Consider the following 14,147-nt stretch of genomic DNA (forward strand, 5'->3'; position numbering starts at 1 on the left):
AAATACATGATTCGACTTTTTCGTATACAATCCTGCTTAAGTTGTATTTTAAATAAATTTTTTACAAAAGAAGGAATGAAGTTTTACATTCTAGAATACTGTTAGTGAGTGATTACTCACTTTTATAATAATGAGGTGAAATGAGTATGGAAACCATCATTCAACTAACGGATGTAACAAAAGCTTTCGGTAAAACGACTGTCATTCACGAAACGACCCTTTCCATCCAAAAGGGCGAAATCTTCGGGATGCTCGGTCCATCTGGGGCAGGAAAGACGACTCTAGTCAAAATCATATCAGGAATTGAGAAGCAATCTGGTGGAGAATTGATGCTGTTCGATCAAAAGATGCCGTCCGCTGCTCCAATTAAACGCATTGGATATATGGCACAGACTGACGGACTGTATCATGACCTTACCGGGGAGGAAAACCTTCGATTTTTTGCGGCGATGTATAGTTTGAAAGGAAATTTGATGAAAGACCGGATCATTCATGTATTGGATTTGGTGAATTTGACCGATCACCGGAAGAAGCTTGTACGGAATTATTCCGGAGGTATGAAGCGTCGTTTGTCTCTTGCGGTATCTTTACTGCATGAACCGGATCTGATCGTATTGGATGAGCCGACGGTCGGCATTGATCCCGTATTGCGTCAATCGATTTGGGATGAGTTATACAATTTGAAAGAAAAAGGGATGACCATCCTTGTAACCACCCATGTCATGGATGAAGCGGAAAAATGCGATCGTCTCGCGATGATGAGAGAAGGGTCGATCATTGCAGTCGGCAGCCCTTCCGAGCTGAAGGATGAGACCGCAACCGATACGATTGAAGAAGCTTTCTTACACTATGGGGGTGCGAAGCATGCGTATTAGAGCACTTACAATTCGGATCATCAAACAGTTTTTCCATGATAAGCGCACACTTGGTATGATGCTTGTTGCACCATTATTAATTTTGACGATCATATCACTCGTGTTCAATGGAGAAGAAGTCGTACCGGCGATTGGTTATGATCAATTACCTGCGCCAGTTGAAGAAATGGTGAAGGATGTAGAAGTGGACAGTGAAGAATTGAGTGAAGAAGAAGCGGAAGAGAGATTGGATAAAGGGGAATTGGATGCCTGGCTGACGATGGAGGGGCAAGAACTCCGGATTGTCCTTGAAGGTAGTGACCCGGGGATGAACCAGCGTGTGCTCGCAACAGTCAAAAATGGCATGCAGTCCGAGACTCAACAAAGCATAGCGCTTGAGATAGAGTATTTCTTCGGTGCTGAAGATATGACGAGCTTTGATAATTTCGGTCCGGTGTTGATCGGTTTCTTCGCATTCTTTTTTGTCTTCCTCATTGCTGGGGTTTCTTTCCTCAGAGAACGGACAGGTGGAACCTTGGAGCGTTTGATGGCGAGTCCGGTCAAAAAATCAGAAGTCGTCATAGGCTACTTACTTGGATTCGGGTTCTTTACCATCATCCAATCTGTTTTGATTGTTTTTTACTCGATCTATGTGTTGGATCTCCTCATGATTGGAGACTTCATCTGGGTGCTCGTTGTCACGTTGTTATGTGCTTTTACAGCATTGTCCCTCGGCACGTTGTTATCTGCATACGCCCAGAACGAGCTGCAGATGATTCAGTTCATTCCAATCGTCGTCGTTCCACAAGTCTTTTTCTCAGGCTTGTTCGACTTAGAGGCGATATCAAACTGGGTAAGCTGGATTGGACCGATCACACCACTTTACTATGCAGCTGATGCGCTTAGAGATGTTATGATAAGAGGACTTGGATTTGAGGAGATTGCGATGAATTTGTTGATTCTACTTGGTTTTTCTGTTGTATTTTCAGTAGCCAACATCCTCGCATTGCGGAAGTACAGGAGTTTTTAAACTAAGACCAGACAAAGGAGTTACGCGTATGGAATTCAATGCCTGGGCGGATGAGTTTTTTCAAATGCTGGAGGATGACAAGATGACGGAGAAGCAGAAGAAAATCATTCTCTCATCGATTGAAGTTTTCGCTGAAAAAGGGTATGCAGGTTCATCCACATCCGAAATTGCGAAGAAAGCAGGCGTAGCGGAGGGGACGATCTTCCGGCATTACAAGACGAAGAAGGATTTGTTGTTGTCGATTGTTGCTCCGGTCATGGCAAAGTTCATGGCACCCTTCATCATCAAAGATCTTCATAAGGTTTTCGATCAGGAATTCGATTCCTATGAAGCTTTTCTTCGTAAATTGTTCATGAATCGATTGGATTTTATCCGGAACCATCTGAACGTCGTGAAAATCATGTTGCAGGAAATCCCTTTTCATCCCGAGTTGAAGCAGCAATTCTCGGATACAATTGCTCAGCATGTGATTGATAAAGTGACTGGAATTGTGAAGTCCTTTCAGCAAAAGGGGGAGCTCATCGATATGCCGCCTACTGCCATCGTCCGGTTCACAGCTTCTTCGTTATTCGGATATTTAATCGGAAGGTTCATCCTTTTTCCTGAAACAGAATGGAATGATGAGCAAGCGGTCGAAGAAACGATTCAAATGATTTTATATGGTGTCTATGGTTCAGGTAGAATAGAAGAATAAATGTGTCCTAGTTGAGGAATGTATGAGATAGAGGTGAAACCAATGAACAAAAATGTCATTGTCCTATATATCTTGTCTGTCCTATCTTATTTCCTGATGGTCGGCATCAACGCACTCGCTAATATACTTCCGTTGAACGGTCAGACGACTGGTGAAATTTCGGATCGGTTCCCGGTATTATTCACACCAGCTGGCTATGTGTTTTCCATCTGGTCCGTCATATACATCTTGCTTGCTGTTTGGCTCATCTACCTGCTTTTTCCGAAAAGCGTCAATCATAACGTTTTCCAGAAGACTGGGCTCTGGTTTGTCATCAGTTCATTATTGAATGCTACCTGGATCGTACTGTGGCATTATGAATATTTCAATTGGACCCTTGTTGTGATGATCGGATTGCTACTTTCATTGATCATTCTCTATTCTTTAATTCAGCATTCTTCTGGTCGTAGACTGCTGGACCGGCTGCCTTTTTCTGTGTATCTCGGTTGGATTTCAGTCGCGACGATCGTGAATACAGGAGTGGTTCTCCTCCATAACAACTGGAATGGTTGGGGTCTATCAGATGTGACATGGACGGTCATTCTTTTGATCGGTGGAACGTTACTCGCGATGATTTTCTCAGTAAAGAATGAAGATGCCATTTATCCGCTTGTTTTCGTATGGGCTTATATCGGTATCGCCGTTAAACAACAAGATTATATGATTGTGAAGAATACAGCGATTGGAATGGCGGTGTTATTGGCGGTATTCACCGTGTATACGTTCTATCGTAGAGAACAAGAACGAAGGACATTTTAATCGTCTGAAAATTACAAAATATAAATTGACCCTGCGTCCAGAATATGTAATATTCTATATAAGACGGAATGGACGGAGGAAGCGCAATGAGTGGATTGGAAACACTAGACCGTTCTTTGGACATGCCTTATGACGAATCCCATTTTGATAGGACAGAGGTACTTCCGAGTTATCGGGTGGATTTGAGAAATCCGAAAAACGAGCTGCCCGATCGATTTTTCAATGCGAACGTGGTCAGTGACTGGTCACAATTATCTTGGAAAGACGTCGGAAAGCCATACGAAGTGAAGACGATGTCAGTGGATCGGACGGATTGGGAAAAGGAACATGGTCAAAAGATGCCTGTGAAAACGGCCTGGGAATATTTCAATCGTTCTTTCCATGAATGGTTCGTAAAGGACGTACCCACAGAACGTACTCTTGCAAAAGAAGACCTGATCCATCATTTGAAACAATTCAATGTGAGAGAAGTGAAGGCAAGTGTAGGAGACTTTATGCGGCTCTCTTTATGGAATTATGCGCATCGAGTAGAGGACGGTATATGGGATCCAAGAGGGAAACGAGCTTTGTTCGAGGGACTTGATGTTCAGAAACCGAATATCTTGTTCTTAGGTGCTGCAGAAGGATATGAAGCGATGCAGCTGCAAGCCATGTATCCAGGCGGACAAGTCGTGATGGTCGATTATGATGCTTTTTGTAAAACGAATCGATTCGCTGAATTCCCAGATACGTATCCTTTCCTAGGTACGAATGAACAGACGGGAAGTCCACGAGTCTGGTATAAAAATCAGATGAACATAGAATACGTCGTAGAAGATATCCGTAACCTGAAATTTGGAAAAGAATTCGATATCGTCATCAGCGTCGGTCTGCTTGAGCATGTCCCTGATGCTTATAAGGAAGAAATCTTGGATTTCCACCGCCGTTTCTTGAAGCCAGGTGGTTATGTCATCATGACGACTCCAAGAAATCAGTGGAAGTCGAGGATGTATTACCGTGTCATGGCGGATGTGATGAACCATACTTATCGGGAGCTGATGGATATTCGTCAGATGGGGCTGTACGTATATCAATCCGGATTCGATATCCTACGGCACGGATATATGAAGGTGCATAATGGGATTGTAGCAAGACCGCGGTAAGAGATAAAAGCCAGCTCTCCTTAATGGGAGGAGCTGGCTTTCATATTTCAAACTAATTGATGATCCCGTTCTCCCCGATTTTCACCTGTACTTTAGCTGTGATCGGGATAGTAGGATAATCTTTCCTCCACTCTAGCTTTTTCCAAACTTCAGGGTGGAATGCGATCAACTCACGTCCAATACCAACAGGATCGCTATTCGCCTCCTGTACTTTTTGAAGCATGGCATTCATGTCTTTCGTTAGGATTTTTGAAAGCTTTTTACTTATTTGATCGATTTCTTTCTTGCTGCCTAAATTATCTGCTGGGTATTCTACGATATTGGCTTTGATTTTTATGTTAAAAGAAACATTCTCAATGTTACCATTCGATGCATTGACAGTCATTTTGCTCTGGCTTTTACTCACGTGAATGGTTACATAATTCTCAATATCGAGTTCTTTATCATTATGAACCTTGCGTACAATACGGGCTACCTTACTTTTTTTATTCATTAATAGAAGTAATAAAGTCGAATCTTTCAAGCCTAATATACCGGTAAGTTTATCATCTTGAAACAGGGCAAGCCCATCAATGACTTCCTCTCCTTTATCCTCTTTTCTTACAATATAGGGAACGATAGGGTCTTTACCGGGATCAAAGAAAAGAGGGCAAACCGCTTGTATATCCAGTTTAGGAACGATGGTATTGACCTCTGAACTGCGAATCAGTTCTTCAGTATGCTCTCCGATCAAGGTGTTTTCAACACGTCTCATTTCCAATATCTTATTGGCTTCACCTTTTGTAATCGCCAATCGAGCATTTAAAGAACTGGAAGGTTCACGATAAAAAATGTCTAGATATGGATAGAGACCTTCTTTCGCAATATCTTCACTATATAAAAAAACTCTCGTCTTCGATGCTGTAAAAGTTCCAGATACAGCTCGGTCAATATTCATCCGTACATTCCTTACATTGTTACCTTCTGCGACGACATACTCATTTTGCGGTGTTCCTCCACCTACTTCACCACCACTAGCAACGAACCCTCGGATGATTGCTGAACCTTTAATATTCCCGTTATCTCCTTTATCAAATGCTGCAATGTATACAATATGGGCATCTTTTATCAGATGTTGATCCCAGCAACCTGTTAAAAGTAAGAGTGGCAAAATGAAACCCATCATTACCTTTTTCATATTGATTACCTCCGTTTGGAGTTACTTGAAGTCATTCTTGAAAGAATCCATAAAACAATCGGAAAGATGGCAATAAAAAGATAGCTCGCATATCCGATGTAAGTGCTGATTTGTTCAATCTGGAATTTATCTTGTGGAATTAAAGCTAAAAGGTAAATAGGTATAGCCAATACATAAGCTGCTTTTTTGTGTTCCTCTTTTTTCATAAAATGAGAAAGACCTTTCGAAGCAAACAATAAGTAACTCATTAATGAAGTTGTAACGATGACAATCCATATTGATAGGAACAGCAAATCGATTCGTTCAACAATTTTGAATGTAATGGCTTTCAACATATATAGAACAGGTTGCGGGACGATTTCAATTTCCTTAGGTGAAAACACGACATAGCTTATTATTGTCAAGAAAACATAGATAACGGTTGTTATTCCGTTTGCTATACTGACAGACTTGATAATACTTCGATCATTTGCATCCACATATTTGAAAAGAAGAAGCAACATCTCGAAACCGAGCATTGATATCAGGACGGAATGAGCCCCTACTAAGATTTTTAGTGCTCCAGCCTGACCGATCGGAAAAAGATAACGATATTCGGCGACATCTGGAAATGAGATGAATGTCAGAATGATCAGAACAGGGACCATGGATGTTACAAACAAATAGAACCTGGCGATTACCCTGATTCTTTCTTTCACTAAATATAGAGAAGCGAACAACATTAAGAACATGATTACCGACTTTGGTGTGTTTGGTAGGACCCATAGCTTCAGGATGTCTTGGAACAGGATTAATATGAGTGTAGATATGATAGTCGCGTATAGGATATAGAGCCCCGCTATGATTTTTCCAAAAAACTTGCCCGTGACCTGTTCAGCGATGCCGTAAATCGTTTCACCGGGATATTTACGAACCAATGCCCAAATGACTAAAATCATGAGTTGGACGATTAATCCAGCTAAAATAACAGAAATCCATCCATCACTTTTAGATACTTTATGGACGGAATAGGGCAACCCTAATACACCTACCCCGATTTGAGTCTGGAGGATCATGAATAACAATTGGTATTTTGTGATGGATTCGCTTTTATTTTTCATCCTTTTTCCATCCTCTTGAAGGCCATTCTTGTCTAAGATGTTGCGGTTTAGCATCTAATGGACGAGTGTTCATTAGCCAACGCGGCAAACGGATGATTGTGTCCTTGAAATCCTGCATATGAAATGGAGCAAAAGGCGCGAAATACGGATGTCCGAAAGGCTCCAATTTACACATATGCATGAGCAGAATCATCAATCCGAAAACGATCCCTACAAATCCGAACAGGGAAGCCATGATCATCAGCGGAAATCCTAAAATTCGAACAGCTGTGGTCATCTCGTTCGAAGGGACAACGAAAGAAGCAATCCCGGTGATGGCGACCACAATCAACATGACATTTGAAATGAGATTTGCTTGCACAACGGCTGTACCAATGACAAGTCCACCAACAATACCGATTGTTTGGGAAATCGGACTTGGAAGACGTACGGAAGCCTCTTTCAGTAACTCCAGTGTGAGTTGCATGATGAAGGCTTCCAATAAAGGTGGGAAGGGTATGAACTCAAGTGAATTTTTCACTGAGAAAACAAGTTCAACTGGTATCACTTCCAAGTTAAAAGAAACCAGTGCAATATATACAGCGGGTAGACCAATTGCAATGAGAAAACTAGCCAATCGGATCGTTCTAAGAAAAGTCCCGACAAGCCATCGGCTGTTGTAATCGTCTGGTGACTGATAAAAGCTGAAAAACGTAATCGGTAAAATGATGGCTGTCGGGCTTCCTTCCATCAGAAGGGCAATTCGCCCCTCCAAAAGATTGGCGGTTGCGCGGTCGGGTCTTTCTGTATTGAGTACTTGAGGAAAAGGAGATAATGGGTAATCTTCAATGAATTCCTCAATGTATCCAGGGGTTTGGATGGCATCTGTATCAATATAGTTCAGTCGTTCTTCAATCGTTTTTACTAATTCAGGGTCTGCCAAGTCCTTAATGTACATGATTGCGAGTTTGGTGTTTGTCGTTTTCCCAATGGTCACGTATTTCATATACAGATTCGGGTTCTCGATTCTTTTACGGAGCAGATATATGTTCGTCTGAAGACTTTCAATAAACCCTTCATGTGAACCTCGGATGACATATTCATTGGTCGGTTCACTTATGTTTCTGAAATTCGTCAAAAAGACATTGACTAGATAAGCGTGCTCATTTCCTTCCGTCAAGATTGCACACTGTCCTTCAATCATCCCCCTGACAACTTTCATCAAATCGTATGAATGATCCACTTGTTCGGTATTGATTGTATTTGCAATATTTCCGGATTTCGCTTCTTGAAGAGGCTTAATGACAAACTCATTCATGACTTCCTTATTGACAAGAGTCGATAAATAGAGGATTGCACACTTCTTTTCGTTGAACGTAAAGGTTCTGAATTCAACATCATCTGCATTGAAAAAAGAATCTTTAATAAATGATATATTCTTGTCCAGTTCTTCAAAAAAAGGTTGAGTTTCTGTGTTCAACTGGGTTTGATATGAATTCATCGATTGCTTGGATTTCGATCGAATTTGCTTCGGGTATCTCCTTCTCTTCATGAATCCACACCACCTCTGAATTATGCTAATTCTTAAAGTTCCCATCCATGCTAATAATATCCAAAATGTATAAGCAAATTTGTTGCAAATAATACTATAGGGGGGTATAGTAAAAGTAACCAATCTAAGAAGAGGTGAAGTGTATGCCTGAACATGACTCACCAATCATTCCTCGAACAGAGGATGAAAAAATAAAAGTTTTGAACCGATTGAAACGGATTGAAGGGCAAGTGAGAGGTTTGCAAAAGATGGTTGAAGATGACCGTTATTGCATGGATGTCCTCGTCCAAATTTCAGCCATCAATTCCGCGTTGAAGCAAGTCGGCTTCTCACTGATGGAGCGGCATGCCAACACATGTGTCAAACATTCAATCGAATCTGGAAACGGTGAAGATTACATTGATGAATTGATGAAAGTGGTTCGCCAATTTTCGAAGTCCTAATAGAAAGCGGGTGTAGGGTATGAATGAAGCGCAATCGCTACAATCCAAAGCAATCGAAAAAAGTTTTCCGATCACCGGAATGACCTGCGCCGCGTGTTCGAACCGAATTGAAAAAGTGTTGAATAAGATGGACGGGGTAGAAGCTTCCGTCAATCTGACGACTGAAAAAGCGAAGGTCATTTTCGAAGAAGAAAAGGTCTCTTCTAAAGAAATCGTAGAGCGCATTCAAAAGCTTGGATACGATGTGCCTTCGGAAACTGTTGAACTGGATATCGATGGGATGACGTGTGAGGCTTGTTCGAACCGGATTGAAAAAGTGGTCAACAAGATGGATGGTGTCAGGAGTGCGAGCATCAATTTAACGACCGAAACGGGACGAATCGAATATAAGCCGGGTCTCGTAAGCGTTGAAGATATGCAGCAACGCATCAAAAAACTCGGTTATTCCGCACAGGTCAAAAAGGATCGGGATACGAAACAAGCATCTAAAGATAAAGAACTGAAAAAGAAGCAACGAACACTTCTGTTGTCGATTTTGCTCTCTGCACCACTCTTATACACAATGCTTGGGCACATGCCATTTGAGACGGGAATTCCTGTGCCGCATATTCTGATGAATCCGTGGTTGCAACTGATTTTGGCAACGCCAGTCCAGTTCTACATCGGTGGTCCATTCTACGTCGGTGCTTATCGTGCCTTAGCTAATAAGAGTGCCAATATGGACGTGTTGGTGGCTCTTGGTACTTCGGCGGCCTACTTTTACAGTCTTGTGGAAGCTTTTCGCATCTTATGGCTACCGAACTATGAACCTGAACTGTACTTCGAAACAAGTGCAATTCTCATTACGTTAATCTTGTTAGGAAAATATTTCGAATACCTAGCAAAAGGACGTACGACTTTAGCTATAAAATCATTGTTAAACTTGCAGGCGAAAGAAGCGACGATTTTAGAAGATGGTAAGGAAAAGAAGATTCCGGTCGATGAGGTGAAGGTTGGGGATTCTCTTCTCGTTAAACCTGGTGATAAAATACCTGTAGACGGTAAAATCATCAAAGGTCAATCTTCAGTTGATGAATCAATGATCACAGGAGAATCTATCCCAGTCGAAAAAAATGTGGATGATAACGTAATCGGTTCTACCATTAATAAAAATGGTGCACTGACAATTGAAGCAACGAAAGTCGGGAAAGATACTGCACTAGCAGGCATCATACGGATCGTAGAAGAAGCTCAAGGCTCAAAAGCTACGATTCAGCGTATGGCAGATATCATTTCAGGAATTTTCGTACCGATCGTAGTCGGTATAAGTGTTGTGGTGTTTTTCATTTGGTATTTCCTCGCAGCACCAGGTGAGTTGACCCTTGCCCTCGAAGCTTCTATTGCTGTTCTTGTCATCGCATGCCCTTGTGCATTAGGGCTTGCGACCCCGACTTCCATTATGGTGGGAACAGGGAAAGGGGCAGAACAGGGTATTCTTTTCAAAGGTGGAGAATATCTGGAAGGTACACATAAAATAGACGCTATTTTACTTGATAAGACGGGTACAATCACAAAAGGAAAACCTGAAGTGACGGATTGGATTCCTTTAGGTGAAGAAGACGCTCTAAGTTATTTGGTTGCAGCGGAACGTGGATCCGAGCATCCACTTGCAAATGCAATTGTTGCATATGGTCAGGAAAATGAAGTTGTTGAGAAAGAAGTGGAACAGTTTGAAGCTATTCCAGGCCACGGAATCCAAACACGGATTGAAGGCAAGGAAATCTTCGTTGGTACACGGAAACTTATGAAACACCATAACATTGATATCCATACACATTCCGAAAAAATCGGAGAACTAGAAAATGACGGTAAAACTGTTATGATGATGGGGATGGAAGGTACTTTAGTTGGACTCGTCGCGGTTGCCGATACAATTAAAGATACATCGAAAGAAGCCATTACACAGCTAAAGGAAATGGGTATTGATGTGTACATGGTCACCGGCGACAACGAACGTACAGCAAAAGCAATCGCATCCCAAGTCGGCATCGACGGGGTTTTTGCGGAAGTTTTACCAGAAGATAAATCCACTAAAGTCGAGGAGCTCCAGTCACAAGGTAAGCGTGTCATGATGGTTGGCGATGGGATCAACGATGCACCTGCGTTGGCCCTTGCGGATATCGGCGTCGCAATTGGAACCGGAACAGACGTTGCAATTGAAACCGCGGATATCACACTCGTCGGTGGCGACCTGAAGCTATTGAGTAAAGCGATTGATCTTAGTCGGAAGACGATGAAGAACATCAAACAGAACTTGTTCTGGGCACTGTTTTACAATTCAGCTGGTATTCCAGTAGCCGCACTAGGTTTGCTGGCCCCTTGGGTTGCAGGCGCGGCGATGGCATTCAGTTCTGTATCTGTAGTGAGTAACGCTCTTCGCTTGAAGAGAGTGAAATTATAATATGAATCTAGGAGGAATGATGAGATGGAAAAAACACTGAAAGTTGAAGGAATGACATGCAATCACTGTAAATCTGCTGTAACGAGCGCATTGAAAGAGTTGAACGGTGTGCAAGACGTAGATGTGAATTTGGAAAGAAGAGAAGCTTCTGTCGTATACGAAGAAGGAAAGGTCTCTGAATCGGATATGAAAAACGCCGTAGAAGAACAAGGCTACGATGTGAAGTAAGAAATTAATCAGGAGAAGACCCGGTCGATGCCGGGTCTTTTTTTGTGTTTTGAGCTATAATTTCTGATTTTTATGGAAAAACGCCGATTCTGATCTATAATTTTCGATTTTTATTGGAAATAACGCAATTTTTATGGGAAATAACCACAAACGATCTATATTCCGAATTCCAGCACCTGAACTGAAGCTGAAACATGTACAAGACAATAGAATATTGTGAAAAAGAAGGAAGTGATGCACTTGGAGTATGCCGATTGGAATGGTTATACCGGCTGGGGGGAATGGTTTCCGAGGATTCCGATGGGGACCACGGATCCCGACGATGTCACTCTTATGATGTACTCAGCAGAAAGTTTCCTCGTGCCAACCCAGGAACTCAACGCTTTATTGAAAGCAATCTCACAAGATAAACCTTTCGCTCATGACTTGAAAAAGGCAGCTGAGCTGAATAAAACCGATGAAGTCATAAAGTTGATCAAGTCAAAAGGTGTTCATACAGAATTCAATGTACAGGTGAATCCAGATGGAATCCGGATTGAATTCAAGCCGGATCATGCGGATGCGTGTTTCTTCATCAGACTCTCTTTATGTTGGTAAAATCGAACTTTCTTCCTCGACAACCGATTCGATTTGGGAAAATCCATGATAAATTACATGTTTTTTGCACCTTAAAACACGATAACTTTCCCAATACAAAGGGGCTTAGAGCTGTGATAGGATAAAAGTACCTTAAATAAATCGAAAAGGATGTGGGAACATGTCTAGAATGATTGTAACCGTAAAGAGAGGAAAGAAATGGGCAAATATTTTAGACGGGAATTACCGATCCTCTAGTACTCATCTTACTCAGCAGGATGCAATTGAAGTTGCTAAGCATCGCGCGCAACAGAAGGGATATGAGCACGTCATCTATCGCAAAGATGGAACGATTCGCGAAGTGAACAAGTACTTGCCGCTCACAATCCAGAAATAATCTGATAGGACTTCCTTACCGCAATGATTCCACATAAAACATAGTAAAAAAGAGATTGGCAGCGGCCAATCTCTTTTTCTATAACAGTGGAAAAACCACAAACAGCAATATGTCAAAAACAAGATGAGAAACGAGCGGGACGATGATCGATTTCGAATATTCATAAAGGTACGCCCAGATCAACCCTGCAAAAAAGGCGGCAAGAACGAGTAATATGCTGCCTGAAGCCAGATGGGCAAGAGCATATAGGCTGACAGATAGGAACACCCGATAGGGGGTCGAACCTTGTAACCTCGTTTGTACATACCCTCTCCAAAACCATTCTTCAGCCGGGATGATCAACACAAAAACGAGGATCGTATGCCAAATGGACTTCGGTTGAATCAATCCGTACAAGTCTTTCAAGCTTTCAAACATCGAAGGCACGATTGCCAAAATCAGAACCTTCCCGATTGCAAAAAGTCCATAGATCCCGATGCCGCTCACAATCGCTATTCCCCATTGCTTAAAGGATGGGAACCTTAATTGCGCGCTCTTGATCACCAAAGCGAACAATAGTAATACCCCTTGTACAAGAGGGAATACGATCCAAAAGTAGGCATCCGACTGAAAAGCGACTCCTATCAAGATATAAGCGAGAAGAATACTACGAAAAAAATTACCCATGCTGATGTACTTCCTCTTTAGACAAATCCGCCTTGGTATTTGAATCCTTGAGACGACGACGTCTTAAAAAGATATAGATACCGACGAGGATGATGAGGCCACCTGTAAGCTGCTCCCATCGTACAATCTCTCCTAATAGGAAATACGCTAATATGGAAGCACCGATCGGTTCACCTAAAATACTCATGGAAATGACGGTAGTACTGACATACTTCAATGCCCAATTGAAAATCGAATGTCCAAGCAAGGTCGGAAAAATCGCCAACAACAGGAAGTAAATCCAATCTTGTGTCGGATAAGGACCGAACTCATAACCGAGACCGACACAATAAATGAACAGCGTACCCGTCGCCATGCCGTAAACGAGAAAGGTATATGTCATGATGTGAAGCCTCTTCCGGACAGTTTGCCCGAACAGATAATATACTGTAACCGCAACTGCGCCCAGTAAAGCAAGCAGGTCACCGAACAAAGCCATTCCGCTGATCTTGAAATCTCCCCAGCTGATCAGTATGCTTCCACCAATCGCTAAACCTCCACCTAAGAAAGCCTTCATAGTCAATTTTTCCTTGAAGAAAATATAGGTCCCTATGAATGCGAAAATCGGTTGCAAAGCGACTAGGACGACCGAACTGGCAACCGATGTGTAGTTCAATGATTCAAACCAAAGAATGAAGTGAAAAGCGAGAAAGATACCAGAAAACAGACAAAACAGCAGATCTCTCTTACTGATTCGTTTGAAATCTTCTCTGAAGTAAATCAATATGATCGGAAGCATGAGTAGTGTTGTAAAGAATAATCGGTAACCTGCAATAATCGGTGCAGGAGCGGTTGCTAATTTGACCAATATAGCGGATGTGGAGACGGATAACACGCCTATGAAAATCGCTATGTACGGGTTGATGACGGGTTCTTGCTTCATGGTATGCCCCCCTGTTCGACGGATGATATATGTAGTTTATCACTCTATGGATGGATGAGAAATACCAATCCAATGAGAAAAATATTTAAAAGATTGCTAAACATGCCGTCGATAATTGTCGATACATATACATATATGAGCTCAATATG

At 42.0% G+C, this 14,147-nt stretch carries 15 protein-coding genes; 10 read left to right on the top strand and 5 right to left on the bottom strand.

Annotation, left to right across the window (positions count from 1 at the left end):
- Window positions 1-140 precede the first annotated feature (140 nt).
- The 5 genes from ACSVDE_RS03525 to ACSVDE_RS03545 all read left to right on the top strand — a co-directional run bounded on the left by ACSVDE_RS03525 (window position 141) and on the right by ACSVDE_RS03545 (window position 4,518).
- Window positions 141-875 (top strand): ABC transporter ATP-binding protein, encoded by a 735-nt coding sequence (locus tag ACSVDE_RS03525; protein WP_439299580.1) that lies wholly within the window; start codon window positions 141-143, stop codon window positions 873-875.
- Window positions 865-1,884, top strand: a complete 1,020-nt coding sequence (locus tag ACSVDE_RS03530) for an ABC transporter permease (RefSeq protein ID WP_439299581.1) — start codon at window positions 865-867, stop codon at window positions 1,882-1,884. The genes ACSVDE_RS03525 and ACSVDE_RS03530 overlap by 11 nt, the downstream gene beginning before the upstream one ends.
- A gap of 28 nt (window positions 1,885-1,912) precedes the next feature.
- Window positions 1,913-2,578, top strand: a complete 666-nt coding sequence (locus ACSVDE_RS03535; RefSeq protein WP_439299582.1) for a TetR/AcrR family transcriptional regulator — start codon at window positions 1,913-1,915, stop codon at window positions 2,576-2,578.
- Window positions 2,579-2,620: 42 nt separating this feature from the next.
- Window positions 2,621-3,376 (top strand): TspO/MBR family protein, encoded by a 756-nt coding sequence (locus tag ACSVDE_RS03540; RefSeq protein ID WP_439299583.1) that lies wholly within the window; start codon window positions 2,621-2,623, stop codon window positions 3,374-3,376.
- 86 nt (window positions 3,377-3,462) lie between these two features.
- Window positions 3,463-4,518: a class I SAM-dependent methyltransferase gene (locus tag ACSVDE_RS03545; RefSeq protein WP_439299584.1), complete on the top strand. Its 1,056-nt coding sequence runs from the start codon at window positions 3,463-3,465 to the stop codon at window positions 4,516-4,518.
- Window positions 4,519-4,570: 52 nt separating this feature from the next.
- On the opposite strand, the gene ACSVDE_RS03550 is transcribed toward ACSVDE_RS03545, so the two are convergent.
- Genes ACSVDE_RS03550 through ACSVDE_RS03560 form a run of 3 tightly spaced genes read right to left on the bottom strand, consistent with a single transcriptional unit; the run spans window position 4,571 to window position 8,326 of the window.
- Window positions 4,571-5,695, bottom strand: a complete 1,125-nt coding sequence (locus ACSVDE_RS03550; protein WP_439299585.1) for a Ger(x)C family spore germination protein — start codon at window positions 5,693-5,695, stop codon at window positions 4,571-4,573.
- Window positions 5,696-5,700: 5 nt separating this feature from the next.
- The gene (locus ACSVDE_RS03555) at window positions 5,701-6,795 is read right to left on the bottom strand and encodes a GerAB/ArcD/ProY family transporter (RefSeq protein ID WP_439299586.1); all 1,095 of its coding nucleotides are present in this window, start codon (window positions 6,793-6,795) and stop codon (window positions 5,701-5,703) included.
- Window positions 6,785-8,326, bottom strand: coding sequence for a spore germination protein (locus tag ACSVDE_RS03560; protein ID WP_439299587.1), 1,542 nt, complete (start codon window positions 8,324-8,326; stop codon window positions 6,785-6,787). The genes ACSVDE_RS03555 and ACSVDE_RS03560 overlap by 11 nt, the downstream gene beginning before the upstream one ends.
- Window positions 8,327-8,469: 143 nt before the next feature.
- Here ACSVDE_RS03560 and ACSVDE_RS03565 point away from each other — a divergent pair, with 143 nt between their 5' ends.
- The 5 genes from ACSVDE_RS03565 to ACSVDE_RS03585 all read left to right on the top strand — a co-directional run bounded on the left by ACSVDE_RS03565 (window position 8,470) and on the right by ACSVDE_RS03585 (window position 12,410).
- Window positions 8,470-8,769, top strand: a complete 300-nt coding sequence (locus tag ACSVDE_RS03565; RefSeq protein WP_439299588.1) for a metal-sensing transcriptional repressor — start codon at window positions 8,470-8,472, stop codon at window positions 8,767-8,769.
- A 19-nt stretch (window positions 8,770-8,788) separates the two neighbouring features.
- Window positions 8,789-11,209, top strand: coding sequence for a heavy metal translocating P-type ATPase (locus tag ACSVDE_RS03570; RefSeq protein ID WP_439299589.1), 2,421 nt, complete (start codon window positions 8,789-8,791; stop codon window positions 11,207-11,209).
- Between the two features lie 24 nt (window positions 11,210-11,233).
- Window positions 11,234-11,437, top strand: a complete 204-nt coding sequence (gene copZ, locus ACSVDE_RS03575; protein ID WP_439299590.1) for a copper chaperone CopZ — start codon at window positions 11,234-11,236, stop codon at window positions 11,435-11,437.
- 234 nt (window positions 11,438-11,671) lie between these two features.
- Window positions 11,672-12,034, top strand: a complete 363-nt coding sequence (locus tag ACSVDE_RS03580) for a hypothetical protein (RefSeq protein WP_439299591.1) — start codon at window positions 11,672-11,674, stop codon at window positions 12,032-12,034.
- A 160-nt stretch (window positions 12,035-12,194) separates the two neighbouring features.
- Complete coding sequence (locus ACSVDE_RS03585; protein WP_226547800.1) at window positions 12,195-12,410, top strand: DUF2188 domain-containing protein; 216 nt, start codon at window positions 12,195-12,197, stop codon at window positions 12,408-12,410.
- Window positions 12,411-12,488: 78 nt separating this feature from the next.
- On the opposite strand, the gene ACSVDE_RS03590 is transcribed toward ACSVDE_RS03585, so the two are convergent.
- Window positions 12,489-13,076, bottom strand: coding sequence for a lysostaphin resistance A-like protein (locus ACSVDE_RS03590; RefSeq protein WP_439299592.1), 588 nt, complete (start codon window positions 13,074-13,076; stop codon window positions 12,489-12,491).
- On the bottom strand, window positions 13,069-13,998 hold the full coding sequence (locus ACSVDE_RS03595) for a DMT family transporter (RefSeq protein ID WP_439299593.1): 930 nt from the start codon (window positions 13,996-13,998) through the stop codon (window positions 13,069-13,071). Before ACSVDE_RS03595 ends, ACSVDE_RS03590 begins: the two co-directional genes overlap by 8 nt.
- Window positions 13,999-14,147: the final 149 nt, after the last annotated feature.

It is taken from the genome of Pseudalkalibacillus sp. Hm43, assembly GCF_051842935.1.
GTDB lineage: Bacteria > Bacillota > Bacilli > Bacillales > Fictibacillaceae > Pseudalkalibacillus.